The organism is Halobium salinum, from assembly GCF_026586625.1.
GTDB classification, from domain to species: domain Archaea; phylum Halobacteriota; class Halobacteria; order Halobacteriales; family Haloferacaceae; genus Halobium; species Halobium salinum.
In genome coordinates, this window is sequence record NZ_JAODIW010000006.1 from 290,735 (window position 1) to 314,046 (window position 23,312).

Annotated in this window: 22 protein-coding genes; 13 read left to right on the forward strand and 9 right to left on the reverse strand. The window is 68.2% G+C overall.

The genetic code is table 11. The features are described 5' to 3' along the window. Positions 1 to 51 precede the first annotated feature (51 nt). Positions 52 to 2,388 (forward strand): DEAD/DEAH box helicase, encoded by a 2,337-nt coding sequence (locus N5095_RS04830; protein WP_267621602.1) that lies wholly within the window; start codon positions 52 to 54, stop codon positions 2,386 to 2,388. 29 nt (positions 2,389 to 2,417) lie between these two features. Here N5095_RS04830 and N5095_RS04835 read toward each other — a convergent pair whose 3' ends face one another. Beyond that, complete coding sequence (locus N5095_RS04835) at positions 2,418 to 2,591, reverse strand: hypothetical protein (protein ID WP_267621603.1); 174 nt, start codon at positions 2,589 to 2,591, stop codon at positions 2,418 to 2,420. Between the two features lie 154 nt (positions 2,592 to 2,745). On the opposite strand from N5095_RS04835, the gene larE reads away from it, so the two are divergent. After that, positions 2,746 to 3,651 (forward strand): ATP-dependent sacrificial sulfur transferase LarE, encoded by a 906-nt coding sequence (gene larE, locus N5095_RS04840; RefSeq protein WP_267621604.1) that lies wholly within the window; start codon positions 2,746 to 2,748, stop codon positions 3,649 to 3,651. A 28-nt stretch (positions 3,652 to 3,679) separates the two neighbouring features. Here larE and N5095_RS04845 read toward each other — a convergent pair whose 3' ends face one another. After that, positions 3,680 to 4,456, reverse strand: a complete 777-nt coding sequence (locus N5095_RS04845; RefSeq protein ID WP_267621605.1) for a histidine phosphatase family protein — start codon at positions 4,454 to 4,456, stop codon at positions 3,680 to 3,682. Between the two features lie 24 nt (positions 4,457 to 4,480). Between N5095_RS04845 and N5095_RS04850 the strand changes: the two genes are divergently transcribed. After that, positions 4,481 to 4,981, forward strand: a complete 501-nt coding sequence (locus N5095_RS04850; protein ID WP_267621606.1) for an SRPBCC domain-containing protein — start codon at positions 4,481 to 4,483, stop codon at positions 4,979 to 4,981. Between the two features lie 79 nt (positions 4,982 to 5,060). On the opposite strand, the gene tatC (N5095_RS22190) is transcribed toward N5095_RS04850, so the two are convergent. After that, positions 5,061 to 6,647, reverse strand: a complete 1,587-nt coding sequence (gene tatC, locus N5095_RS22190; RefSeq protein ID WP_303651546.1) for a twin-arginine translocase subunit TatC — start codon at positions 6,645 to 6,647, stop codon at positions 5,061 to 5,063. Positions 6,648 to 6,764: 117 nt separating this feature from the next. Between tatC (N5095_RS22190) and tatC (N5095_RS22195) the strand changes: the two genes are divergently transcribed. From tatC (N5095_RS22195) to N5095_RS04880, 4 genes are all read left to right on the forward strand, one after another. Beyond that, positions 6,765 to 9,599 carry a twin-arginine translocase subunit TatC gene (gene tatC, locus N5095_RS22195; protein ID WP_303651547.1) on the forward strand — a complete coding sequence of 945 codons (2,835 nt, stop codon included), beginning with the start codon at positions 6,765 to 6,767 and terminating at the stop codon, positions 9,597 to 9,599. 223 nt (positions 9,600 to 9,822) lie between these two features. Next, a complete protein-coding gene (locus N5095_RS04870) occupies positions 9,823 to 9,999 on the forward strand; it encodes a ribbon-helix-helix domain-containing protein (RefSeq protein WP_267621607.1) in 177 nt (58 codons plus the stop codon). Beyond that, positions 9,989 to 10,795, forward strand: coding sequence for a queuosine precursor transporter (locus N5095_RS04875; RefSeq protein WP_267621608.1), 807 nt, complete (start codon positions 9,989 to 9,991; stop codon positions 10,793 to 10,795). Before N5095_RS04870 ends, N5095_RS04875 begins: the two co-directional genes overlap by 11 nt. A 120-nt stretch (positions 10,796 to 10,915) precedes the next feature. Beyond that, positions 10,916 to 11,098, forward strand: coding sequence for a hypothetical protein (locus N5095_RS04880; RefSeq protein ID WP_267621609.1), 183 nt, complete (start codon positions 10,916 to 10,918; stop codon positions 11,096 to 11,098). 40 nt (positions 11,099 to 11,138) lie between these two features. Here the strand turns inward: N5095_RS04880 and N5095_RS04885 are convergent, their stop codons facing one another. Beyond that, the gene (locus N5095_RS04885; RefSeq protein ID WP_267621610.1) at positions 11,139 to 11,909 is read right to left on the reverse strand and encodes a 23S rRNA (uridine(2552)-2'-O)-methyltransferase; all 771 of its coding nucleotides are present in this window, start codon (positions 11,907 to 11,909) and stop codon (positions 11,139 to 11,141) included. 267 nt (positions 11,910 to 12,176) lie between these two features. Here N5095_RS04885 and N5095_RS04890 point away from each other — a divergent pair, with 267 nt between their 5' ends. Further along, positions 12,177 to 13,433: a right-handed parallel beta-helix repeat-containing protein gene (locus N5095_RS04890; RefSeq protein WP_267621611.1), complete on the forward strand. Its 1,257-nt coding sequence runs from the start codon at positions 12,177 to 12,179 to the stop codon at positions 13,431 to 13,433. A gap of 66 nt (positions 13,434 to 13,499) precedes the next feature. Here N5095_RS04890 and N5095_RS04895 read toward each other — a convergent pair whose 3' ends face one another. Further along, entirely contained in the window at positions 13,500 to 13,991 is a 492-nt protein-coding gene (locus N5095_RS04895) for an amphi-Trp domain-containing protein (protein ID WP_267621612.1), read from the reverse strand. 526 nt (positions 13,992 to 14,517) lie between these two features. Here N5095_RS04895 and N5095_RS04900 point away from each other — a divergent pair. Then, positions 14,518 to 15,261: a DNA polymerase sliding clamp gene (locus N5095_RS04900; protein WP_267621613.1), complete on the forward strand. Its 744-nt coding sequence runs from the start codon at positions 14,518 to 14,520 to the stop codon at positions 15,259 to 15,261. Positions 15,262 to 15,426: 165 nt separating this feature from the next. On the opposite strand, the gene N5095_RS04905 is transcribed toward N5095_RS04900, so the two are convergent. Both N5095_RS04905 and N5095_RS04910 read right to left on the reverse strand, forming a co-directional pair. Further along, on the reverse strand, positions 15,427 to 16,815 hold the full coding sequence (locus N5095_RS04905; RefSeq protein ID WP_267621614.1) for an MFS transporter: 1,389 nt from the start codon (positions 16,813 to 16,815) through the stop codon (positions 15,427 to 15,429). 72 nt (positions 16,816 to 16,887) lie between these two features. Further along, positions 16,888 to 17,475 carry a DUF7474 family protein gene (locus N5095_RS04910; protein ID WP_267621615.1) on the reverse strand — a complete coding sequence of 196 codons (588 nt, stop codon included), beginning with the start codon at positions 17,473 to 17,475 and terminating at the stop codon, positions 16,888 to 16,890. Between the two features lie 214 nt (positions 17,476 to 17,689). Between N5095_RS04910 and N5095_RS04915 the strand changes: the two genes are divergently transcribed. Continuing rightward, the gene (locus tag N5095_RS04915; RefSeq protein ID WP_267621616.1) at positions 17,690 to 18,937 is read left to right on the forward strand and encodes an RNA-guided endonuclease InsQ/TnpB family protein; all 1,248 of its coding nucleotides are present in this window, start codon (positions 17,690 to 17,692) and stop codon (positions 18,935 to 18,937) included. Positions 18,938 to 19,481: 544 nt separating this feature from the next. Here N5095_RS04915 and N5095_RS04920 read toward each other — a convergent pair. Continuing rightward, a complete protein-coding gene (locus N5095_RS04920; RefSeq protein ID WP_267621617.1) occupies positions 19,482 to 20,474 on the reverse strand; it encodes a replication factor C small subunit in 993 nt (330 codons plus the stop codon). A gap of 148 nt (positions 20,475 to 20,622) precedes the next feature. Here N5095_RS04920 and N5095_RS04925 point away from each other — a divergent pair, with 148 nt between their 5' ends. From N5095_RS04925 to N5095_RS04935, 3 genes are all read left to right on the forward strand, one after another. Next, the gene (locus N5095_RS04925; protein ID WP_267621618.1) at positions 20,623 to 20,910 is read left to right on the forward strand and encodes a hypothetical protein; all 288 of its coding nucleotides are present in this window, start codon (positions 20,623 to 20,625) and stop codon (positions 20,908 to 20,910) included. Between the two features lie 110 nt (positions 20,911 to 21,020). After that, a complete protein-coding gene (gene samp2 / locus N5095_RS04930) occupies positions 21,021 to 21,221 on the forward strand; it encodes a ubiquitin-like small modifier protein SAMP2 (protein WP_267621619.1) in 201 nt (66 codons plus the stop codon). An 8-nt stretch (positions 21,222 to 21,229) separates the two neighbouring features. Beyond that, positions 21,230 to 21,820, forward strand: coding sequence for a GNAT family N-acetyltransferase (locus N5095_RS04935; protein WP_267621620.1), 591 nt, complete (start codon positions 21,230 to 21,232; stop codon positions 21,818 to 21,820). A 15-nt stretch (positions 21,821 to 21,835) separates the two neighbouring features. On the opposite strand, the gene N5095_RS04940 is transcribed toward N5095_RS04935, so the two are convergent. Next, positions 21,836 to 23,209, reverse strand: coding sequence for a phosphoglucomutase/phosphomannomutase family protein (locus tag N5095_RS04940; protein WP_267621621.1), 1,374 nt, complete (start codon positions 23,207 to 23,209; stop codon positions 21,836 to 21,838). Positions 23,210 to 23,312 lie beyond the last annotated feature (103 nt).

Sequence of the window (23,312 nt, forward strand, 5' to 3'; positions counted from 1 at the left end):
GACCGTCTACGTCGGTACGGGGTCCGTCTCGATGTCGAGGGGGGTGGCCCGGTGAGGGTCGCCGAGGCCGTTCCCGAGTTCGCCGACGCGTTCGGCTTCGAGGAGTTCAACCGGATGCAGCGGGAGGCGCTCCCCGCCCTGCTCGACTCCGAGGCGAACGTCGTCGCCAGCGCGCCCACCGCGAGCGGGAAGACCGCCCTCGCCGAACTCGCCATCTGCAAGTGTCTGCGCGACGGCGGTACCGCCCTCTTCGTCGCACCGATGCGCGCGCTCACCAACGAGAAGGAGTCCGAGTGGGAGCGCTTCGAGTCGCTGGGGTACTCCGTCTACGTCGTCACCGGGGAGCGCGACCTCAACCCTCGACGCGCCGAACGCGCCGACATCCTCGTGATGACCCCCGAGAAGGCCGACTCGGCGACGCGAAAGCACGACTCGCCACGGTACGGGTTCATCGAGGCCGTCGACTGCGTCGTGCTCGACGAGGTCCACCTGCTCGACTCCGAGAAACGCGGGAGCGTCCTCGAAGTGACCGTCTCGCGCCTGCGCCGCGTCTGCGGCCCGCGCATCGTCGCGCTCTCCGCGACCATGCCGAACATCGAGGACGTGGCCGACTGGCTGGACGCTCCCCCGGAGGCGACGTTCGCCTTCGGCGACGACTACCGACCCGTCGACCTCCACGCCGACGTGAAGACCTACACCCACGGGGAGAACACCTTCGCCGACAAGTACCGGCGGCTCTACCGGACGCTCGACATCGTCGAACCCCACATCCGCGAGGACGGCCAGGCGCTCGTCTTCGTCTCCTCCCGGCAGGACACCGTGATGGCGGCGAAGAAGGCGCGGGACGAGATTGCCGAACGCGACGTCCCCATCGGCGCCCGCGGCGACTACGACTTCCACACCGACGCTCAGGACCTCGGAAACGACACCCTCCGCCGCTCCGTGCCCGACGGCGTCGCCTTCCACCACGCCGGCCTCTCGAAGAACGACCGGGACAGGGTCGAACAGTGGTTCAAGGAGGGGAAGATTCAGCTCCTCTTCTCGACCTCGACGCTCGCGTGGGGCGTGAACCTCCCCGCTCGCTGTGTCGTCATCCGCGACACGAAGTACCACGACCCGCTCGAAGGCGAGGTGGACATCAGCCCGCTCGACGTGCTCCAGATGCTCGGGAGGGCGGGTCGGCCCGGGTACGACGACGTGGGGTACGGCTGGGTCGTCTGTGACCACGCGGACGCCGACAAGTACCGGCGCCTGCTCCGGGAGGGCAAGGAGATAGAGTCGAACCTGGCCGACGACATCGACGCCCACCTCAACGCCGAGATAGCCATGGGAACCATCCGCGACCTCGACGACGTGCTGTCGTGGCTGCAGACCACGTTCTACTACGTCCGCGCCCGGAGCGAACCAGAGGCGTACGACTTCGAGGGGGTCCGCGAGCGCGTGCGAGCGACGTTGGAGTCGCTCGTCGAGCGCGGCTTCGTCGACACCGACGAGGAACTACGCATCTCGGCGTCGGACCTCGGCCGACTCGCCTCGAAGTACTACCTCCGCCTCGAGACGGCCCGCCGATTCCGACGCCTCGCCGAACGCGACAGCGTCACCGTCGACGCCGTGCTCGAAACGGTCGCCGCCGCCGACGAGTTCGACTCCGTCTCGGCCCGGCAGGCCGAATCGGACGCCGTCGAGAACGCCCTCCGCGGCGTCGACTCGAACCTGGAGGACGGGAACCGCAAGGTACTCGCCATCCTCGAGGCGTCGATGGCGAACTCGGTTCCGGGGGACCTCCGGAGCGACGCGTGGGTCATCCGCCAGAACGCCCTCCGCCTGCTCGCCGCCCTCCGGGAGTTCCTCGCCACCTTCGCCGGTCCGCGCGCCGCCAACCTCGTCCGCCGCGTCGAGGCCCGCGTCGAACACGGCGTCCCCCGCGACGCGGTCGGGCTGACCGCCGTTGACGGCATCGGGTCGGGTCGCGCTCGGACGCTCGCCGGCGCCGGTATCGAATCACCCGCCGACGTGGTCGACGTCGGCGTCGACGGACTGGTCCGGGTCGGACTCTCGGAGGGGGTCGCGGAGCGCGTCGCCGCCGCCGCCCGGAAACTCCCCGCAATCGAGGTGGAGTGGGGTTCCTTCCCCGACTCCATCGCGACGGGAGCGAACGATATGCGGGAGGTCACGGTACGAACGACCGCCGGCAACGCTCGCGTCGGGATTCGCGTGACGGTCAACGGCGTCGAGATGCACACGAAGTCGACGTATCTCTCCGACTCGACGACCGTGCCGGTCGGGGTGTTCGGGGCACAGGACGAACTGGAGTTCACCGTCGAGGTCTCCTTTCCCGACCTGCCGCTGCTCCCGCACGTCGAGTCGCGGACGGTCGTCGTGGAGTAGGGGTCGTCGTCGCGGCATGGGCGAGGGCGTCAGAACGCGGCGCCGTCGTTCAGAATTTCGCCGCGCCAGAACCGGCCCGTACAGTCGCCACAGAGCCACACGTCGTGGCCCGCGTGGGCGACGTGTCTGGCGGCTTCGTTCTCCGTACACTCCTCACAGCGCTCGACCCCGGCTCCCCCGGTGCTCGACTGTTCGATGCTCATCCCTCTCGTCGGAGAGGCCGGTTCCACTATTTGAACGTTCCGACGAAACTGAACGAATCGCGGTCGGCGCCGGACGGGTCCGGAAGCCGGTGAGCAAGCGACGACATCCCCGGATTCGCGCCGTTTATCCCCCATCGTCCACAACCGACACCACATGACCCAGAACGCACAGGACCTCGCCGCGAAGGCCGACGCGGCTCGCGAGTCCCTCGCCGACTGCGACGCCGTCCTCGTCGCCTTCTCGGGCGGCGTCGACTCCTCGGTCGTCGCCGCGCTCGCCCACGACGCCCTCGGGGACGACGCGGTCGCCTGCACCGCGAAGAGCGAGACGCTCCCCGAGGCCGAACTCGAAGACGCGAAACGTGTCGCCGAGGAGATTGGGATTCGCCACGAAATCGTGGAGTTCTCCGAGCTGGACGACCCGAACTTCGTCGAGAACGACGGCGACCGCTGTTACCACTGCCGGACGATGCGCCTCGGGCGGATGTACGACCGCGCCCGCGAGCTCGGGGTCGCCACCGTGTGCGACGGGACGAACGCCTCCGACCCCGGCGAGGGTCACCGCCCCGGCCTCCGCGCCGTCGAGGAACTCGAAGTGCGGTCCCCGCTCCTCGCTCACGGGGTCTCGAAGGAGGAGGTCCGCGAGCTGGCCCGCGAGTACGACCTCTCCGTGGCCGACAAACCCTCGATGGCCTGTCTCTCCTCGCGCATCCCGACCGGTGTCGAGGTCACGGAGGAGCGCCTCACCCGCGTCGAGCGCGCCGAGAACCTGCTCCGCGGCTGGGGGTTCGAACAGTTCCGCGTCCGCGACCACGACGGTCTCGCGCGCATCGAGGTCGGCGCCGACGAACTCGACCGGGCGCTCGACCCGGAGTTCGCCGAGGCGGCCCGCACCCACCTCACGGAGGTCGGTTTCGACCACGTCACCCTCGACCTCGGCGGCTACCGCACGGGGAGCGTGAGCCCCGCGGAGGAGGCCGGGAACGGACCGGATGCGAGTGACGACGCCGCGACCGCCGAGGCCGACGTGTTCGGGACGCAGTACCCGACCCGCGAGTAGCGTCCCCCCTCGCCGGCTCCGACCGCTCTCACTCCCGCGTCACCCCGGCGTCCACGTCGGTCTCGTCGCCGACGTCGACGCCGTCGAGGTGGGCTCTGTCGTCCTCTCGAAGGAGTGTCACCGACCCGTCGCCGCCGACGCGCAGTTCGTTCACCGCGCAGTTGCCCTGCTCCTGGTCGACGATGGCGCTGACGACGTCCAGCCCCTTCAGTTCGCCGAGCAGGAGGTAGAGCGGTCCGCCGTGGGAGACGACGACGACCGTCTCGTCGGGAGCGAGCGACGTCCGAAGCTCCCGCCACGCACCGAGCACCCGTTCGCGGGTGTCGACCAGCGCCTCGCCGTCTTCGGGGGTCTCCAGCGCGGCGGCGTAGCCGGTCGCCGCGAGCGCGAACTGCGGGAACGTCCCGAACAGTTCCGCGTCGGTGAGCCCTTGGAGCCGGCCGAAGTTTCGCTCGCGCCACGCGGGGTCGAACGTCGCGTCGAGCGAGAGCGCCCGCCGGACGTGGTCGGTCGTCTCGACGGCCCGCCGGAGGTCCGAGGAGACCACCCGGTCGGCGTCGTAGGTCGTCGCGAGGTGGGCGCCGAGCGCGCGGGCCTGGGCGTGACCCCGCTCCGTGAGCGGGGAGGGTGCCCAGCCCTGGACGCGACCGTCCCGGTTCCACGTCGTCTCCCCGTGCCGGACGAGTACCACGGTCGCCATCTCCCCGCTCTTCGCGGGCAGGGGACATAGCGCGTTCGCCGCGGTCGCCGCAGCCGACTCCGCGGGCGTCCGACCCCCTGCTACCCCGTCGCTCGCGAGCTTCACGTTCTCCCGGCGCCATCTCTCCGTATGGACCTTCACACCACCATCGATATCGACGCGCCCCCGGAGACCGTCTGGCGCGTCCTCACGGCGTTCGAGCAGTACGACCTCTGGAACCCGTTCATGAGCGTCGCCGGCCGCCCCACGGTCGGCGCCCGCCTCGCCGTCGAACTCAGACCGCCGGGCAAGCGCCCCGCGACCTTCCGTCCGACCGTCACCGTCGCCGACACCGGACGCGAACTCCGGTGGGTCGGTCACCTCGGCGTCCGCGGGCTGTACGACGGGGAGCACCGGTTCGTCCTGAAGCCCCTGGCCGGGGGCCGACGGACTCGACTCGTCCACGCCGAACGCTTCTCGGGCGTCCTCGCGGGCCTCGTGAACCGCTGGCTCGGCGACGCGACCGAGCGGGGGTTCCGGGCGATGAACGAGGCGTTGCAGACCCGTGCGGAGGTGCTCGCGGCGGCGGAGTCGGCGACGGCGACCGACGCTGGCGTCGATTCCACCGGCGACGGACACGCGGCGGCTTGAGACGGAGACGGAGAATTGCGGCGGTTTTGAGCGGAGAGTCGCGGGGGCGCGGAGAGCCGGAGCGCGAGAACGCGGACGGTCAGTTACCGGTCCAGCGTAGGAGCGCCAGCGTCGCCTCGAACAGCACGACCATCGTCACCGCGATGACGATGGGCGCCATCCCGGTCGGGTCGACCGCGACGAAGGTGAACGAGAGCCCGAGGAACGCCCCCCAGAACAGGAGTCGGCGCTCCTCCATCCACACCCGGGTCGTCAGTCCCATCATGATTGCGAGCATGATGAACAGCGGAATCTGGAAGATGACCGCCATGTACCCCATCATCACGAGGATGAGAGTGAACGTCTCCTGTAGGCCGTACGCGATGAGGATGTCCCCCGCCTCCGCCGTGTAGTAGGTGAAGTACTCGAACAGCTGCGGGAGGATGATGAAGTGGGCGAACAGCACGCCGAGCAGGCCGAGCACGAGGCTGGTCGGGACGGCCGCGAGGTAGTAGCGACGCTCCTTCGGGTAGAGCCCGGGGCGCATGAACAAGTACGTCTCGTAGACGAACACGGGGAGGCCGACGATGAGGCCGGTCAGGCCCGCGACCTTCAGCTGGGTCAACAGCAGTTCGAGCGGGCCGTACACGTAGGGACGGTTCTCCAGCGGAGCCGGAACCTGGTAGCTCCAGAGGTACTCGACGATTTCGATGGAGCTGGGCACGTACGCCGACGTCTCGCCGAGGCCGAACACGGCGAGCGAGACGCCGAGACCGACGAAGAGCACGACGCCGACCCGCTTGACCATCTCCTCGATGTGGTCCGCGAGCGGCATCTCCTCGTCGGACTCCGGCCCCTCGCCGACGATGCCGGCGTCGGCCCAGTCCTCGTCCCAGTCGTCCTCGACCCAGTCGTCCTCGGGGACGGTGCCGGTGTCGGCCCCCGCGGCGGTCCCGGCGCCGTCGGTCACTCCTTCCGGACGCGCCTCCGCCGCCGGGTCGTTGACCGGCGTCGGCGGGTCGACCGCCTCGGCGCCGAACTCCTCCTCGAGTTCGTCCTCGTCGTACTCGTGGTTGGGGTCGGGGTCCGGCTCGTCTTCCGCGTCTCGCTCGCCCTCGACCGGCGTGATGGCGCCGCGGCCGTCCTCGGCGTCGTCGGACCCGCTCTCGCTCTCGCTCTCGTACCCCGGGAGTCGCTCCGGCTCGGGGTCCTCGCCGTCGCCGACGTGAGACCCTGCGGACGGCGAGGCCTCGTCGTCGCCGGGGTCGCCGTCGGTGCTCTCGCCACCGTCTTCGTCCCCGTCGCTGTCGTCGTCACCGCCACCGCCTATCGTGGCGGCGTAGGCCGCCATGCGGTCGTCGTCGACGCCGGTCCCCTCGATGGGGCCGTCGTCATCGGCGCTCTCAGCGTCGTCGCCGTCGTCCGGGGCGGCATCGTCTGCCGTGTCCACGTCGCCGCCGTCGTCGGTCCCGGTCGCGCCGTCGTCGCTCTCGCCGGCGTCGGCGGCGTCCCGTCCGTTCGGCCCCGCGACGCCGGACCCCGCGGAACCGTCGCTCTCGGCGCTCTCACCGTCGTCGACGCCGTCCGCGTCCGGCGCGTCGTCCGTCTCGGATGGCCGTGGCTCCTCGTCGTCGGGCCCGTCGGCACCCGCTCGGACGTCGGCGTCCGACTCCGGTTCGTCCGGCATTCAGGTACCGTTCGCTCTCGCTCCGTTATAGGCCTTTTTCCATCGGCGCGCGTGGACGGCCGCCGAGTCGCGACCGACTCGAAAAGATTGATAACCGCGAGCGGGCTTTCACCCGGTATGTCTAGCGCGCTCGACGAGGACACTCGCCGCGCCATCGACGAGGGGCGGGAGACCGCCGGTGCCATGCTGCGGTCCGCCCAGAAGGACCTCCAGAAGGTGTTCATCTTCTTCCTGGTCGGGTTCCTCGGGACCTTCTACGCGCTGCGCCTCTACGTCTGGAACTTCCTCCGCAACGTCACCATCTCGCAGATGGACGAGGTCACCGTCGGCGAGTTCGAGATTATCGCCCAGACTCCATTCGACGTGTTGCTGTTGCAGGCGAAGATTTCGCTCGTCGCCGGCATCATCGTCGCGCTACCGTCGTTCATCTACTTCGCCCGGGAGCCGCTCCGGGCTCGGGGGTACTGGCCGCAGTCCCCCGTCGCGCCGTGGAAGCTCGTCACCATCGCGCTCACCGCCGTCGTCCTCTTCCTCGCCGGGATGGCCTACGGCTACCTCCTCTTCTTCCCGCTGATGTTCGAGTTCCTCGCCGGCAACGCGCTGGCGGCCGGGTTCAAGCCGCGCTACTCCATCGTCCTGTGGGCGCAGTTCATCTTCCTGCTCACCGTCTCCTTCGGCCTCGCGGCACAGATGCCGCTGGCCATCACGGGGCTCTCGTACTCCGAAATCGTCCCCTACGAGACCTTCCGCGAGAAGTGGCGCTACGCGGTCGTCGCCATCTTCGTCTTCGGCGCCGTCTTCTCGCCGCCGGACCCCTTCACGCAGATCATGTGGGCCGTGCCCCTCATCGTGCTCTACGGGTTCAGCCTCTACCTCGCGAAGATGGTCGTCACGGCCAAACGCGGCAGCGAGTCGATGGACCTCCGAGCCTCGGCCGCCGAGCGCTGGAACGTCGTCGTCGGCGCGTTCGCCGCCGGCGTCGCCGCCGTCTACCTGTTCTACACCCGCGGCGGGGTCGTGTACACCAACGACCTGTTGGCGAGCATCGGGAGCAGTTTCCGGCTCTACGACCTCCCCGTCGCCCTCCCCGAGTCGGTCCCGGCCCTCGTCTCCATCCTCCTCGCCGGCGCCCTCCTCGGCCTGTTGCTCGCGCTCGTCGCCCTGCTGTACGTCGCCTACGCGGCCCTCGGCACCGCCGACGACGGGGCCGGACGGACCGGTCGCGTCGGCGACCCGGCGGGTATCGACCTCTCCGGACTCGACGCGGCCGGCGTCGAGGCCGCCCCACCCGAGGCGTTCGAGTCGATGACCGAGGAGGAGGCGCTCGCGCTCGCCCGCGAGGCGATGGAAGCCGACGACCGGGAGAAGGCCCGGACGATTCTCGACCGCTACGACGAGCACAACGCGGACGAGGTGGAGGAGGGGGCCTCGGCCGAGGCAGCGAGCGGCGACGCGACGGCGACCGGCGCGAGCGGCTCCACCGGCGGCGCCGACCCGGTCTTCCGCACGGCCGACGGAATCGGCGAGTCGTTCGTCCTCGGGGCGGCCCGGGTGAACTGGCGCCGCCGACTCGGGAGCGCGTGGAACGTCTTCGCCGGCCTCGCAGTGCTCGTCGGGGGACTCGCCTACGCGCTACTCGCGACGCCCCTCGCGGTCTACCTCGCCCGGACCGTCCGTCAGTACGTGATTCCATACGCGCCGGCGACGTACGAGGCGACGCTTCGCGGGTTCGCCGAGGCGCTCCCCCCGACCGGTCCCGGGTTCGCGACTGCGACCGTCGCGGGCGCGGCCGTCGGCGTCGCGCTGGTCGCCGTCCTCCTCTTTGGCCTCCTCTTCGTCCTCTCGGCGGCGTGGCAGGCGGGGCGCGACCCGGGAACGGCGGACCTCGACCGCTTCTCGGCCTCACAGCTCCGGAACGCCCCGCCCTCGGTGTTCGCCGGCATGACCGAACAGGAGGCCCTGGGCTACGCGAACCTGCTGAACGAGCAGGGACGTTCGAAGTCGGCACAGGCCGTCCTCGACCGCTACGACGAGGCACAGACGGCACGCGAGGAGGCCACCCCGGACCCCGGCACCGTCGAGGACCGCGCCACCCGCGCCGGCGGTTCGTTCATGTCCGAGTTGACCGAGGGTGAGACCGACGAGGACGACATCGGCGGCTACTACACCGACATCCGGTTCATCTTGGACTCCATCACGTCGAAGACGTTCCGCATCGTCGGGCTGTTCATGGCGGTGCTCGCGGGGACGTTCTACTGGCTCTACTCCGGCGGTATCGGCGACGTACGGGTGGACTTCCTCTCGCGGCTCCCGACCGAAATCAACCCCGACGAGTTCCAGGTCATCGCGCTCCACCCCGTCGAGGCGCTCATCTTCGAGGTGAAGTTCTCGACGCTCGTGGCGGCGGCGGCGACCATCCCGCTCATCGCCTACTACGCGTGGCCCGCCCTCAGGGAGCGCAACTTCGTCCGCGGCCACCGCAACGTCATCTTCGGCTGGCTCGCCTTTCTCCTGCTCGGCCTCGTCGGCGGGTTCGCGCTCGGATACAGCTTCGTCGCCCCGACGGTCATCAGCTACCTCGTGGAGGAGGCGGTGCGGGCGAACATGATCATCAGCTACCGCATCTCCGACTTCTTCTGGCTCATCTTCTACACGACCATCGGCATCGGCCTGCTCGCCGACGTGCCGGTGTTGATGGTTCTGCTCAACACCGCCGGCGTGACGTTCAACGGCATGCGCGGCCGCTGGCGCGAGGTGACCGTCGGCATCATGACGTTCGCCGCGCTGTTCACCCCCGCGGACATCATCACGATGTTCATGGTGACGGTGCCGCTGATGGTCGCCTACGGCGTCGGCCTCGGCATCCTCTACGTGCTCACCCTCGGCGGCCGACGCGACCTCGCCCCCAGGAAGTCCGAGAACGAGAACGAGGGACGCGCGTCGGCCGACTGACGACCGACTACACGGCACACCGTGGTCCCTCCGCGGTCGCCCGGGTGTTCCCTGCCACGTGTCTCCTCCACCAGTTTCCCCTCACCACTTTTCGTCTCCTCCTCTCACCACCTACGGTTCTTCGACGAATCACCCCGTCACCCCGTCGGACTCTCGGCAATACTCGCGTCGAGTACGGTATCGACACTCTTTACCCGACGTATTCCACAGATAATATCCAGACATGGCCAAAATCAGCGTCGAGATTCCCGACGAGCTCCTCGAGGACCTCGACGACCACGTGGGCGAAGGGGGGAAGTTCGTCAACCGGAGCGACGCGATACGGGCGTCCATCCGCAAGACGCTCGACCTGCTCGACGAGATCGACGAGCGACACGGTCGGCTGGACGATGACGAGTGAGGGCGCGCCAGACGGCGGGTCGGGAGCGCCCGACGACGGCGCGTCCTCACGCGCCACCGACGGCGGTGTCGACGGCTTCGGCGGTGCCGACGCGCTCCCGGCGGGTCGACTCGCCATCGTCGCGCTGTTCGTCACGGCGCTCGTCACGGCTCAGCTGACGGCCTCGAAGCTCCTCGCCGTCCCGCTCCCGGTCACGTTGCCGGTCGTCGGGCCCGAAGTCGTCATGCCCGGTGCAGCGCTGGCCTACGCGCTCACCTTCTTCGCCTCCGACTGTTACTCGGAGCTGTACGGCAAGCGCGCCGCACAGACGATGGTCAACGTCGCCTTCGGGATGAACTTCGTCGTGCTCGTGCTGGTATGGAGCACCATCTCGGCGCCCGCCGTCGACCCCGAGTTCGGCGAGCGCTTCGCCGCCGTGCTCGCACCGGGGACGAACGTCATCCTCGGGAGCCTCGCGGCCTACGTCGTGAGCCAGAACTGGGACGTGGTCGTCTTCCACCGCATCCGCGAGTACACGAACGGCGAGATGCTCTGGTTACGCAACGTCGCCTCGACGGCGTCGAGCCAGGCCATCGACACCGTCATCTTCGTCGGCATCGCCTTCGTGCTGGCGCCGACCCTGCTCGGCATCGGCCAGCCGCTCCCCACCTCGGTCGTCCTGTCCCTCGTCGTCGGCCAGTACCTCCTGAAACTGCTCGTCGCGCTCGTCGACACCCCGTTCGTCTACGCCGTCGTCGGCTACCTCCGCTCGCGCGGTCACGGGACGAACTACGAGCGGTCGGCGACGCTGGACTGAGCCCTCGCACGTTCTCCTTCGCGTGATTCCCTGTCGGCCCCAGAATCGGCCACGACGACCTGTCTGTACGCCGGACGGACGACGGAGCTAGCTTATGCGGACTGCTATCCTATGGCGCCTATGGGCGAGAAGCGGCGCATCCGAATCACCGAGGGGGACGTGATGGAGGGTGGCATCAACTGTCCGGGTTGCGGGAGCTACACCGCCTTCGGCGATATCGTCGCCATCGGCGGCTGTCGGGCGGCGGTATCCGGGAACTGCCCGCTCGAACTCGAACTCGACCTCGTCGTCCGCGGGGCGTAACCTCGGCCCGGACCCGCGTCAGCGACCGCCTCACTCCGCGTCAGTCGACCCGCTCGGCGAACGCGAACGTCGGCTTCACGTCGTCGACCCGGACCCGCACCGTCTCGCCGATTTCGGCGCCGGAGACGAACACGGTGAACCCCTCGACGCGGGCGATGCCGTCGCCCTCCGCCCCTTCGTCGACGATTTCGACCTCCAGTTCGTCGCCCGACTTCACCGGCCCGGTCAGCCGGCCCTTCGCGACCAGGAACTGTTCGGAGGACTCCTCGCGGGACGCCTCGGGGCGGACGCTCTTGACGTACTGGAAGTACGGCTCCATCTCCTCGCGGAGGTCGGCGAGTTCGGGGCCGTCGAACACCTTCACCACCACGTCGCCGCCGGGGCCCAGAATCTCGAGTGCGGTCTCGAACGCCTGCCGGGCGAGGTGGACCGAGCGGGCGTGGTCCAGCGAGTACTCGCCGGTCATGTTCGGCGCCATGTCCGAGATGACGGCGTCGGCGCCACCCTCGCCGACGCGGTCGCGGAGCCACTCCCGGGTCCGGTCGTGGGTCATGTCGCCGCGGACGGTCTCGGTGTTCTCCGTCTCCAGCGATTTGATGCGCTGGAGATCGACGCCGATGACGGTGCCCCCCTCGCCGACGGCCTCGCTCGCGACCTGGAGCCACCCGCCCGGGGCGGCGCCGAGGTCGACGACGGTGTCACCCTCCGAGAGTAGGTCCGACGACTCGTCTATCTGCTTCAGTTTGTAGGCAGAACGGGCGCGATACCCCTCCTGTTTGGCTTTGTTGTACCAGTGGTCTTTACGCGACATCGGTCTCTTACCCGGCGATAGACGGAGACGATGGATACGCGTGTCGTTTCCTGCCGGGTTCGCGCCGCCCCGATTCCACGGTTCCACCCGCTCGGCTCTTCCGACTCCTGCGACTTTCGATGGCAGCGGAACGACCAGTTTCGCTGAAAAATAGCTATGCGACCGGACGACGAACCGGTGTGGGATGATTCGATGACTCGACTACCCCACTACCATCACCACCGGCGAAGCACCCGCCGCGAGCCGTTGGGACGCGTCCTCACTGTCATGCTCACTGTCTCCCTCCTCGTTACGAGTGCGGGGTTCGCGGGAACTGCTGGGGCTGTCGGCGGGGACGAAAGCGATAGCGACGGTGACGGCGCGACGGTCGTCGACGCCTGTACGGTGCTCGACGACCCCGGCCGGTACGTACTTGCAGGCGACGTCGAGGTCGCGGACGCGACCGGTACCGCCTGCATCGACGTTCGCGCGAGCGACGTTCTCCTCGACGGCGCGGGCCACACTGTCGCGGGCGACGCGAACGTCGCCGGCGACCTCGGGAACACGACCGACGGCGTCCGCGTCGACTCGGTCTCGAACGTCACCGTCTCGAATCTGACCGTCACCGACCAGTTCACCGGCGTGTTCGTCACGAACGCCACGAACGTCCGCGTGAGCGGTGTGAACGCCTCGGGCAACCTCGTGGGCGTGACGCTCGACAACGCGACCGGTTCGGTCGTGACCGACACGGTCACGTCGGACAACGAGCGCGTCGGCGTCGTCGTCGACTCCCTCGGGGGCGCCGTCGGCGACGACAACAGCGTGACCGAAACCGTCGCCGTCGGCAACGGGTTCGCCGGCATCGCCGCGTTCAACACCACGAACTCCACCGTCGCGGACGCCCGCGTCGAAGGTGGACTCTTCGGGGTCTTCGTCGGCGGGACGCTGACCGGGACGGCCGTCACGGACACCCACGTCGCGAACGCCAGCATCGGCATCGAGGCGACAAGTGCGACCGGCGTTGCACTCACCGACAACGCGGTCCGCGACAGCGGGTACGTCGGCATCGAACTGTTCCGGACGAACGACAGCGTCGTCGCCAACAACACGGTCACCGGGAGCGCGGGCGTCTCACCGTTCACCGGCAAGGCCGCCCGTGCGGCGGGCATCTGGCTCGACGGCGCCTCGGGGAACCTCCTCGTCGGCAACGACGCGAGCGACAATGGCGACGCGGGCAGCACCGTCAGCGGCGTCGCGCTCGTGAACGGGAGCGACCACACCCTGCTCGTCGACAACGTCGCCGACGGCAACGCCGAGGATGGGTTCGTCGTGGACGGCGCCGCGCTCGTCGCGCTCGTCGACAATGTCGCGTCCGACAACTGTGACGACGGCGTCGACGTGGCCGACTCGACCCGCGTACTCCTCGTGGGGAACACGCTCGAGGGGAACCGCGACCGGCCGCTGGAGGTGACGAACTCGACCGACGTCCGTCAGTTCGGCTCGACGGCGGAGCTACTGGACGTACTCGACCTCCACCACCCGTGAGGTCGGAACGGTCGCCCGCCCGAGCAGTCCCCGGAACTCCGAGCAGTCACCGATAGCTCGACGGCCTCACTCGATGCTGAACTCGTCGTCCACGACTTCGTCGTCGACGTTCCAGGCGAGCGAGAAGGTGACGCGGCGCTCGGTCCCGCTCTCCATGAGCGAGGAGTCCGAGTCCACGTCGACGTCGAGTGTGACGGTCTCCGGCGGTCGTACGGTGGTGCTCTCGTTGCCCACCAGGAACGTCACTTTCGAAGGGGCGCCGTGTGCACCTCCGGCCCCGGACTCGTCGGCGTCGACCTCGCCGCCAGTGCCGATACCCGGGGCGCTGTTTCCGGCCGTTTCGTCACCCCGCCGTGTCGACTCGTCCCCGCCGGTCGTGCTGTCGACGGTTCGACCCGTATCTGCGGCCTCGGTCGGTTCGGCAGCTCCGGTCGGTTCGGCCGTCTCGGTCCCGTCCCGAGTCGGGGCGCTCCGTCCGTCGAGTTTGTCCGCGAACTCGCGCAGGTACCGCGCGGCCTCGCTTCGCGTCGTCTCCCGCGACGTGTTGATGTCCGACATGGAATCGGGTCCACAGACGCGCCGCCGAGTTACCAGGGGTCTGCCTTCATTTCCCTGGCTTTATACGGGACCACGTCCCGGCGAGCCTTCGACTCGCCGACCCCCGCGTTGAGCGCGTCGGGGTCGGTCGGCGGCGAATCGGCGGACGAGTGGGGGGACGGTGATAAACGCCCTCGTCACTGAAACTGCACACATTTGTGGGAATCTCCACAACAGTCGAACGCCCAGTCGGCGTGACCGAGTTCCATACTTCATAGGCAAGGGAGGGAACGAACGCGCGGACTGGGTGGCGGGACGCCGGTCCGTCCCACGTCTCCACCAGCCATCACCCACCGAGGCGTGGTCCGGTCGCAGCGCCGGCCTCCCGCCGATGCTCCGGCGCTCACGACCCGGAGCGGCGCCTCGACTCGCTCCGTCGAGCGGCGGGGGACGCTCCGCGGAGAGGGAGGGGCAACCCGTCGCGTACGCGAAGACACTTGCGTCGAATCGAGGGTATTTTTAAGGGCGCTTTCGTAGGCGTTCGTATATGTTCGAGGCCATCGTGAGTGCGTCTACCTTCCAGGACGCGCTCGATTCGGTGAGCGTCCTGGTCGACGAGTGTAAGATCCGGTTGAACGAGGACGGACTCGCCATCCGGGCCGTCGACCCGGCGAACGTCGGCATGGTCGACCTCTCGCTCGACGCGGCGGCGTTCGAGTCCTACGAGGCCGACGGCGGCGTCATCGGCGTGAACCTCTCCCGACTCGAGGACATCGCCGGAATGGCCGGCAGCGGCGACCTCATCCGGCTCGAACTGGACGAGGAGACCCGGAAGCTCCACATTCGTATCGAGGGGCTGAGCTACACGCTCGCGCTCATCGACCCCGACTCCATCCGCCAGGAACCGGACATTCCGGACCTCGACCTCCCCGCCAACATCGTCCTCGAGGGCAACCAGCTCGACCGTGGCATCAAGGCCGCCGACATGGTGAGCGACCACATCCGCCTGCGCGTCGACGAGGAGGCGGAGGTGTTCTACGTCGAGGCCGAGGGCGACACCGACGACGTGGACCTCGAGATTCCTCGCGACGAACTCATCGACCTCACCGCCGGCCCGGCCGACTCGCTCTTCTCCCTCGACTACCTCAAGGACATGAACAAGGCCATCCCCGGCGACGCCGAGGTCGAAATCGAACTCGGCGAGGAGTTCCCAGTGAAGCTCCACTACGAACTCGCCGAGGGGCAGGGCCAGGTCACGTTCATGCTGGCGCCGCGCATCCAGAGCGACTGAATCGATAGCGCCGACGCTACGGTCTCCTCGTCGTCTCTTTCGTGGCCGCAGCCGGGTTTTTCAGGCGTCTTCGCCGCCCGCCCACCAGTCGACAGTTTCCTCGTCCTCGTTGTCGGAGGTGCAAAACAGCCGGCCGACTGTCAGGCGGTGCGGCCCTCCGCTTTCTCACCCCGCCACGACTCGCCCGCTCCCCCGCACCATCCCGGCGAGAATCGCGATGATGGGCACCACGACGAGCGCGCCGGCGACGAACGGCGACCAGTAGGCGACGACGTACAGCGCGGCCATCAGCGGCGGGCCGACCGTCCGACCCAGACTCCCGGCCCCCTGCGTGACGCCGAAAGCGAGGCCCTGCTTGTCGGCGGTGGCGGCCCGCGAGACCAACGTCGACAGCGAGACGTTCAGGAGGCCGTTGCCGAGGGAGAGGAGTGCGAGCGCGACGAGCAGGGCGACCAGCTCGCGAGTGAGCCACGTCGGGCCGCCGACCGTCGGGAGGAACCCGCCGAGTTCGGTCGTGAACGGCATCGTCGCGAGCGCGACGAGCAGGATTGCGGCGCCGGCTACGGCCAGCCGCGATTCGGCGTAGCGCCGGGCCAGCCTGCCGACGAGCACGCCCTGGTTCACCGTCCCGAGGACGCCGACGTAGGTCAGGAGGAAGGCGGCCTGCGTCGCGTCGTAGCCGTACACGTCGGCGACGTAGGGGATGAACATCACCTGGATGCCGGAGAAGGCGACCGAGACGAGGAAGAACGCGACGACGAACCCGCGGAGCGACGCGTCGCGCAGGGCTTCGACGAAGCTCCCGACCAGCGTGGTTCTGCTCGACTGGCCCCGCGTCCGGTCCGGTTCGACGAGAAACAGCGCGGCCGAAACGAGCGCGAGGAGGGAGAGGACCGCGGCGCCGAAGCTCGGGAGGGAGAAGCGGTTGGTCGGGACGAAGTCGGGGAGGAGAGAGTCGGCGGCGGCGACGACGGCGTCGCTGGCCAGCACGCCGCCCACCGCCGGGCCGAACACGAACCCGAGCGCGAACGACGCGCCGACGAGTCCCAGCGCGCCCGCCCGGCGCTCGCTGGGCGTGATGTCGGCGATGTACGCCTGTGCGGCGGCGATGTTGCCGCCCATCGCGCCGGCGAGCATCCGCGACGTGAAGAGGACGACGACGCCGGCGACGACGCCGAACGTCGCGCCCACCTCGCTGGCGACGCCGAAGACGGTCCAGGCCACGACGCTGCCGGCGAGCGAAATCATGAGGACGGGTCTGCGGCCGCGCTGGTCGGAGATTCGACCCAGCAAGGGGGCGAAGCCGAACTGCATCACCGAGTAGGAGGCGGCGAGCAGGCCGATGAACACGTCGCTGACCTCGAAACTGCGGACGTAGAACGGGAGGATGGGGATGACGACCCCGAAGCCGAGCAGGTCGAGAAAGACGATGGCGACGACGGTGGCGAGCGCGCGGCGAGGGTTCGGCACCGCGGCCGGCGCGGACCCCGGTTCGCGTCCGGGGCCAGGGTCGGGGTCCGCGTCGGCGCCCGTCGTCGATTCCGGTGCGGCCATACCCACGGGAGGCGGGGTGACGGCTTAACTGTCGGGCCGGTCCGGGCTCGGCGTTCGGGTTCGGAGACGGGCCTACGTCTGCCGGTCGATGACGCGCTTTGCCGCCTCGGCCTTCTCCTTCCAGCCGTAGCCCGCCTCGTACACGTGACGCTTGCTCTCGACGAGCGCCGCCGGGGTCGCCTCCTCGAAGCCGCCGCGGCCCCACGCGCCGCTCTCTTCGAGCCACTCGACGACGTTCTCCTTCGTCTCGGCCCACGAGAGGCCGACCATCTCGTACCAGGCTATCATCGCGAAGACGGCGTTGTCGTGACAGCCGGGGTACGAGCCCTTCAGGTAGAGCGTTCGCATCGGCTCGCTCGTCGGCTCGGAGACGCGGTCTTTGTACTCCGCGGCCGTCAGCAGACGCAGGGCGCCGCCGTCGTCGACAACACGCTGTTCGTGGCGCAACTGGTCGAGGGCCGCTCTTCTGGTTCGGTCCCAGTCGCCGTGGACCTCGTCCCGTAGTTCCTCCTCGGGTCTCGCGCCCGTCGAGAGCACGGCGACGACGTCGGTGTAGGCTTTCTCGATTTCGGGCCAGCCGACGCCCTCGAACCGGCAGTCGGCGTCGTGCAAACTGTTCGTGGTCCGGCAGCCGGGACAGGGGTAGTCGAATTGGGGCATCTCTCTTGCTCGTGTTGGGGGGTGATGCGCTGGAGGGCGTCGTTCGGATTTCGGGTTGGTCGGTACCGGGTTATGGAAGTCTCAAGACTAAAACCCCGTCCTTCGGGACGGGGATACGGCCGACACAATTTACCGTCGATAGCACAGCCGGATATTCCCAGTCGACCGACACTATTAACGAAACGGCGCCCATAACCAGTTATGAAGCCAGAAAATGAGTCGAACCATCCGAACCTTTGAGGCCACAATATCGAACCAGCAACAGGTTCGTGACGACCTCAACCAACTCGGATGGGCCGCCTCAAAACTCTGGAACGTCGGTCGCTACTACGCACAAGAACAGTGGGACGAAACGGGCGAGATTCCCGATGACGGGAAACTCAAAGCCGAACTCAAAAGCCACGAACGCTATCCGGACTTACATTCTCAATCCAGTCAGCGCGTTCTCGAAGAACTCGCTGAAGCGTTCAACGGCTGGTTCGGTAAGCGCCGGAACGGCGACGACCGTGCCCGACCGCCCGGCTACCGCAAAAACGGCGACTCCCACCCCCGCTCAACCGTGTCGTTCAAAGCGGCTGGCTTCAAGCACGACGCACAGTTCACCCGCGTTCGCCTCTCGAAGGGCCGCAACCTCAAAGAACACCGTTCGGACTTCGTCCTGTGCGAGTACCAGACTCGCCCAGATGTTGACTTGACCGAGTGGGACATCCAACAGGTTCGTGCAGTCCACAAGCACGACGAATGGCGGTTACAATTCGTCTGTCGCACCGTCATCAACCCGGAACCACCGGGAGACGACGTGGCCGGTGTTGACTTGGGGATTTGTAACTTCGCCGCCGTCTCGTTCGGCGGTGAGTCGGTGTTGTATCCCGGTGGCGCACTCAAAGAGGACGAATACTACTTCACGAAGAAGAAAGCCAAGTGCGACGATTCTTCTTCCCGTGAGGCCACTCGGCTTGACCGGACGCGAACGGGTCGTCGGACGCACTTCTTTCATGCCCTCTCGAAAGCAATTGTAGAGGAGTGCGTCGAACGAGGTGTTGGTACGCTTGTCGTTGGCGACCTTGGCGGCATCCGAGAAGACGACGAGAACGGCGACCCTCGGAACTGGGGCGACCACGGAAATCTTGACTTGCACGGGTGGGCGTTCGACCGTTTCACGACGCTGCTCGACTACAAGGCCGAAGCGGAAGGAATCGACCTGGAGTTGGTGTCGGAACGCGATACATCGAAGTCCTGTTCGGCGTGTGGCCACACAGACAAGAATCAGCGTGTCGAACGCGGCCTGTACGTCTGTGAGGCGTGTGATACGGTTGCGAATGCGGACGTGAACGGTGCGGAGAACATACGACAGAAGGTACTCCCGAATCTCGCCACGGATGGCGGTGATAGGGATAACGGCTGGTTGGCACAGCCAGCGGTTCACCTGTTCGACCGTAGTGAGGGTTGTTTCTCCCCCTGAGAACAGGTTGCTAACCGCGAACCTTAATATCCCAACACGATCGGGAACCCTCGCCCTTCAGGGCGGGGAGGATGTCAAAAGTTGTGCGATTCAGTCGGTGTGCCGTTGTCAGTGGCGAGCATGGGCCACCATCGGAGGAGACGACCTTCGAAAGCCCCCGAACTGTCGACTCGCGCGGCTCGCTGTGCTCGCCTGCGCTTCTCACCCCTCGCACGAACGCTCGCCGCACGGAGCCAGCGAGGCGAGCGAAGCGAGTCTCGCGTTGGCGGCCACCACGTGCGAGGGACCGCGGCTAGCCATGTGCCAGCCGCCCGGAGGCTGGGGAGGCGTAAGGCCGTACGGTCTTGGCGGTCTGCAGAAAGCGAAGCGTTCTGCGATCTCGAAAACGCTCCACGTTTTCGACGACTCGTCGCGGAGCGAAGCTCCGCGAGATGCCACTGAGCGAAGCTCAGTGGGCAAATCGCAAAGGGCGAGGGCTTTGCTGGGTCACCGTTCCTCTCGAACCGCTCGCAAAACAACACGCACCCGACAAACCGCGAACCCCTCACCCGTCAGAGTCCAACGCCAGCGACGCGAGTAACGCCTCCAACTGGACCTGCTCGTTCGCGCCCTCCGTAATCCGGTAATCCGCTTCCCCCACACGCTCCATCAGCCGAACCGCTTGCCTGTCGGTCAGGCCGAAGTCCCACACGGAGCGGTGAATCTGGTCGATGACGTCGCCGCCGGCCATTCCCGTGTCGGTAAGTAAAGAATCGAGCTTCGAACGCGCCTGCGTGAAGTCGCCCTCGATGGCGGCGGTCACCATCGACTCTATCTCCTCCGGGCGGGCGGTCGACGTAATCAGGTACACCGCCTCCTCGTCGACCACGTCGCCGGTCGTCGCGGCGGCCTGCAGGGAGTTGATGGCCCGGCGCATGTCGCCGTCGGCGGCGTAGACGAGCGCGTCGAGGCCGTCGTCGGTGAGTTCGATGCCCTCCGCGTCGGCGATGTCGCGGGTCTGCTCCGCCACGGCCTCGTCCGAGAGCGGCGAGAACCGGAAGACGGCACAGCGCGACTGGATGGGGTCGATGATCTTCGAGGAGTAGTTACACGAGAGGATGAAGCGCGTGTTGTCCGAGAACTGCTCCATCGTCCGGCGTAGGGCGGACTGGGCGTCCGAGGTCAGCGAGTCGGCCTCGTCGAGGAAGATGATACGGTAGTCGTGCCCGCCGAAGGAGGCCCGCGCGAAGTTCTTGATGCGGTCGCGCACGACGTCGATGCCGCGCTCGTCGGAGGCGTTCAGCTCGAGGAAGTTGCCCCGCCAGTCGTCGCCGTACACCTCGCGGGCGATGGCGGTCGCACAGGTGGTCTTGCCGACGCCCGCCGGCCCCGCAAACAGCAGGTGCGGCAGGTCGTTCTGCTCGATGTACGACACTAGTCGACCGACGATGTCGTCGTGACCGTACACGTCTTCCAGGGTCTCCGGACGGTACTTCTCGATCCAGATCTCCCGCCCCGGCCGGTCGGCCTCGGCGCCCTCGGCCTCGGTCTCGCTCATGTGTCCGAGTGGGGCGGGTTCGCCTATAAACTCCCCGAGAGGGAGTCGTCGGGGCCCCTCGCCGGGACGGCCTTCGTGGGGACCCTCGGGCCTGAGAGACGCTCCGCTGGAATCGTTCGTCCACTGGAATACTCTCCGAGGATGGCCTGTGTCTGACGGCACGCTTATCCACGCGGTGGCCGAGCACGTTCCATGGACAGCGCGACCCGACACGGAGGCACTCGTGACCGACACCGCGCCGAGTGACGGCGGCCCGGAGAGCGAGGCGGCGTTCCACGACCGGCTGGACACCCTCGTCCGAGCGGCCGTCGACAACGGGGTCGACGTGCGAGGTGGGTGGGATATCGGTCCCGGCGACGGCGTCGACGAACGAGCGAACGAGGACGAACGGGCGGTCGAACTGTCGGTCGAGATTTTCCCGGTCGACTCCGACTGAACGGCCTCGTCCGGTGGACCCGGTCGGAGCCCCGTCGACGACCGCCGAGCGCGCGAGTCGAGCGCCGGCCGAAGACAAGGCTGAAACGCTCCGGCGTCACAGACGGGAACATGGACGTGACGGTCGAGGTCGTCGGCGAGGGCGAGGAGACGCTCGCCGTCGACGACGACGCCACCTACGCGGAGCTCGCGCGGGCCGCCGGCTACAGTCCGCACGAGGTGTCCGTGCTCGTCGACGGGACGCCGGTCCCCGAGGACGGGACGGTCACGGCGGAGCGTGTGACGCTCCTGCGGCTCATCAAGGGCGGGTAGCCGTCGGGATGGCGACCGACGACACCGACGACACCGACGACACCGACGATAGCGGTGATACCGACGATACCGACGACACCGACGATAGCGGTGATACCGACGATACCGACACCGGCGCCCCGGACGACGCCGAGGTCCGCGACGCCCGCCCCGAGGAGTTCGTCGACGCCATGCGGCTGTTCGAGGGTGCCCTGCTGGACGTGGACGCTGAGGCGGTGCGAACGGCCGTGGAGCGCGAGCGCGACACTGGAGAGGGCGACCCGCCCCGCCCGAGGGTCCGCGTCGCCGTCGTCGACGGGGCGGTCGTCGGCGCCGTCTACACCGACCCGTCGACACCGGTCGACGCCCCCCCGGCCGTCCCCGTCGGGTCGACGGCGACTCACGTCATCGCCGTCGCGGTTCGTCCGAGCAGGCGCGAACGGGGCGTCGGCCGCGCGTTGGTCGAGGCGGCCGCCGACTCGGTCACGGCCCTGACCGCCGCCTTCGACGCCGACGTGCGGCCGTTCTACGACGCGTTGGGGTTCGAAGTGGTCGAGACGCCCTCGAACGACGCCGACCGTCTCTGGGGCGTGTTACGCCGAGAAAAACGCGTTCGGTGACCGAACCACGCCGGCTCAGATGACCGGCTCGACCAACTCGCGGCCCGCCTCCAACAGCCGCTCCAGCTTCTCCTCGCTGCTCGACTCGGCGTAGACGCGCATCTTCGGCTCCGTGCCGGAGGGCCGGACGAGCAGCCACGAGCCGTCCTCCAGGAGGAGCTTGAACCCGTCGACGGTGACGGTCTTCTCGACTCCCTCGCCGGCGACTTCCTCGGGAATCTCGCCTTCGAGGTCCGAGAGCACGCGCCCCTTCTCCGCGTCGGGACAGTCGAGGCTCACCTTCCCGGCGTGAATCTCGCCGTGCTCGGCCGTGAGGCGGTCGACGCGGTCGTCCAGGGACTCCTCGCTCGCGGCGGCGCCGGCGAGCAGCGCCATCAACACGCCGTCCTTCTCGCGGATGTGCCCACGAATCGAGAACCCGCCGGACTCCTCGCCGCCGATGAGCGCGTCCGACTCCTGCATCGCCTGTGCGACCCACTTGAAGCCGACCGCGGTCTCGACGACCTCCTGGCCGTGAGCCTCCGCGATGCGGTCGATGAGGAACGTCGTCGACACGGTCCGGACGGCCGGCCCCTCGTCGGATTCGAGGAGGTAGTCGTAGATGGCGGCGTAGAACAGGTTCTCGTCGAGCATCCCGCGCTCGGGGGTGACGACGCCGATGCGGTCTGCGTCCCCGTCGTTGGCGACGCCGAGGTCGGCCTCCTCCTCTTTCACCGTCCGAATCAGCTCCTGGAGGTTGTGCTCGTCGGGTTCGGGCGAACTCCCGCCGAACGTCGGGTCCTCGTCACACCGGATGCGCACCACCTCGGCGCCCGCCGATTCGAGCAGTTCGTCGGTGACGCCGCGGCCGGAGCCGTGCATGGCGTCGTAGACGACCGTCATGCCGGAGAGGTCGGCGTCGACCAACTCGCGGGCGTGTGCGAAGTGGTCGGAGACGAGGTCGACGCGCTCGACGCTGCCGCGCTCCTCTTCGGGGAGGAACTCGGGCTCGCGGAGGTTCTCCATGATGCGGTCCGTCACTTCGGGGAGCGCCGGCGCACCGTCGTCGGGGATGAACTTCACGCCGTTGTACTCCGGCGGGTTGTGCGAGGCCGTCACCATCAGCGCCCCCGAACAGCCGCGTTCGACGATGGCCCACGCGACGAGCGGCGTCGGCCGGTCGCGCTCGGGGAGGTACACGTCGAACCCGTTGCCCGACAGCACCTCGGCGAGGCTCTCGGCGAACCCCTCCGAGGTCTCCCGGGCGTCGTAGCCCACGACGACAGGGTCGTCGAACCCCTCCTCGCCGAGGTAGTCGGCCACGGCCTGTCCGACGATTCGGACTCGCTCGTCGGTGAAGGTGTCGAGCGTCGCGCGCCACCCGTCGGTCCCGAAGGATATCTGCTCCATACAGGGCACAACCCCGTGAAACGTGAAAAATCCAACCCCCGACGTGACCCTCGACACGACCCGCGAGCGTCTCCGACCGGCCGTTCCCGACAGACAACCGACG

Excerpts from the sequence above, each read along its gene's own strand:
- tatC (WP_303651547.1), top strand. The coding sequence starts at position 6,765 with ATGTCTAGCGCGCTCGACGAGGACACTCGCCGCGCCATCGACGAGGGG.
- N5095_RS04870 (WP_267621607.1), top strand. The coding sequence starts at position 9,823 with ATGGCCAAAATCAGCGTCGAGATTCCCGACGAGCTCCTCGAGGACCTC.
- N5095_RS04850 (WP_267621606.1), top strand. The coding sequence starts at position 4,481 with ATGGACCTTCACACCACCATCGATATCGACGCGCCCCCGGAGACCGTC.
- N5095_RS04940 (WP_267621621.1), bottom strand. The coding sequence starts at position 23,209 with ATGGAGCAGATATCCTTCGGGACCGACGGGTGGCGCGCGACGCTCGAC.
- tatC (WP_303651546.1), bottom strand. The coding sequence starts at position 6,647 with ATGCCGGACGAACCGGAGTCGGACGCCGACGTCCGAGCGGGTGCCGAC.
- N5095_RS04835 (WP_267621603.1), bottom strand. The coding sequence starts at position 2,591 with ATGAGCATCGAACAGTCGAGCACCGGGGGAGCCGGGGTCGAGCGCTGT.
- N5095_RS04890 (WP_267621611.1), top strand. The coding sequence starts at position 12,177 with ATGCTCACTGTCTCCCTCCTCGTTACGAGTGCGGGGTTCGCGGGAACT.
- samp2 (WP_267621619.1), top strand. The coding sequence starts at position 21,021 with ATGGACGTGACGGTCGAGGTCGTCGGCGAGGGCGAGGAGACGCTCGCC.
- larE (WP_267621604.1), top strand. The coding sequence starts at position 2,746 with ATGACCCAGAACGCACAGGACCTCGCCGCGAAGGCCGACGCGGCTCGC.
- N5095_RS04900 (WP_267621613.1), top strand. The coding sequence starts at position 14,518 with ATGTTCGAGGCCATCGTGAGTGCGTCTACCTTCCAGGACGCGCTCGAT.
- N5095_RS04885 (WP_267621610.1), bottom strand. The coding sequence starts at position 11,909 with ATGTCGCGTAAAGACCACTGGTACAACAAAGCCAAACAGGAGGGGTAT.
- N5095_RS04880 (WP_267621609.1), top strand. The coding sequence starts at position 10,916 with ATGGGCGAGAAGCGGCGCATCCGAATCACCGAGGGGGACGTGATGGAG.
- N5095_RS04905 (WP_267621614.1), bottom strand. The coding sequence starts at position 16,815 with ATGGCCGCACCGGAATCGACGACGGGCGCCGACGCGGACCCCGACCCT.
- N5095_RS04915 (WP_267621616.1), top strand. The coding sequence starts at position 17,690 with ATGAGTCGAACCATCCGAACCTTTGAGGCCACAATATCGAACCAGCAA.
- N5095_RS04920 (WP_267621617.1), bottom strand. The coding sequence starts at position 20,474 with ATGAGCGAGACCGAGGCCGAGGGCGCCGAGGCCGACCGGCCGGGGCGG.
- N5095_RS04935 (WP_267621620.1), top strand. The coding sequence starts at position 21,230 with ATGGCGACCGACGACACCGACGACACCGACGACACCGACGATAGCGGT.
- N5095_RS04910 (WP_267621615.1), bottom strand. The coding sequence starts at position 17,475 with ATGCCCCAATTCGACTACCCCTGTCCCGGCTGCCGGACCACGAACAGT.
- N5095_RS04895 (WP_267621612.1), bottom strand. The coding sequence starts at position 13,991 with ATGTCGGACATCAACACGTCGCGGGAGACGACGCGAAGCGAGGCCGCG.
- N5095_RS04875 (WP_267621608.1), top strand. The coding sequence starts at position 9,989 with ATGACGAGTGAGGGCGCGCCAGACGGCGGGTCGGGAGCGCCCGACGAC.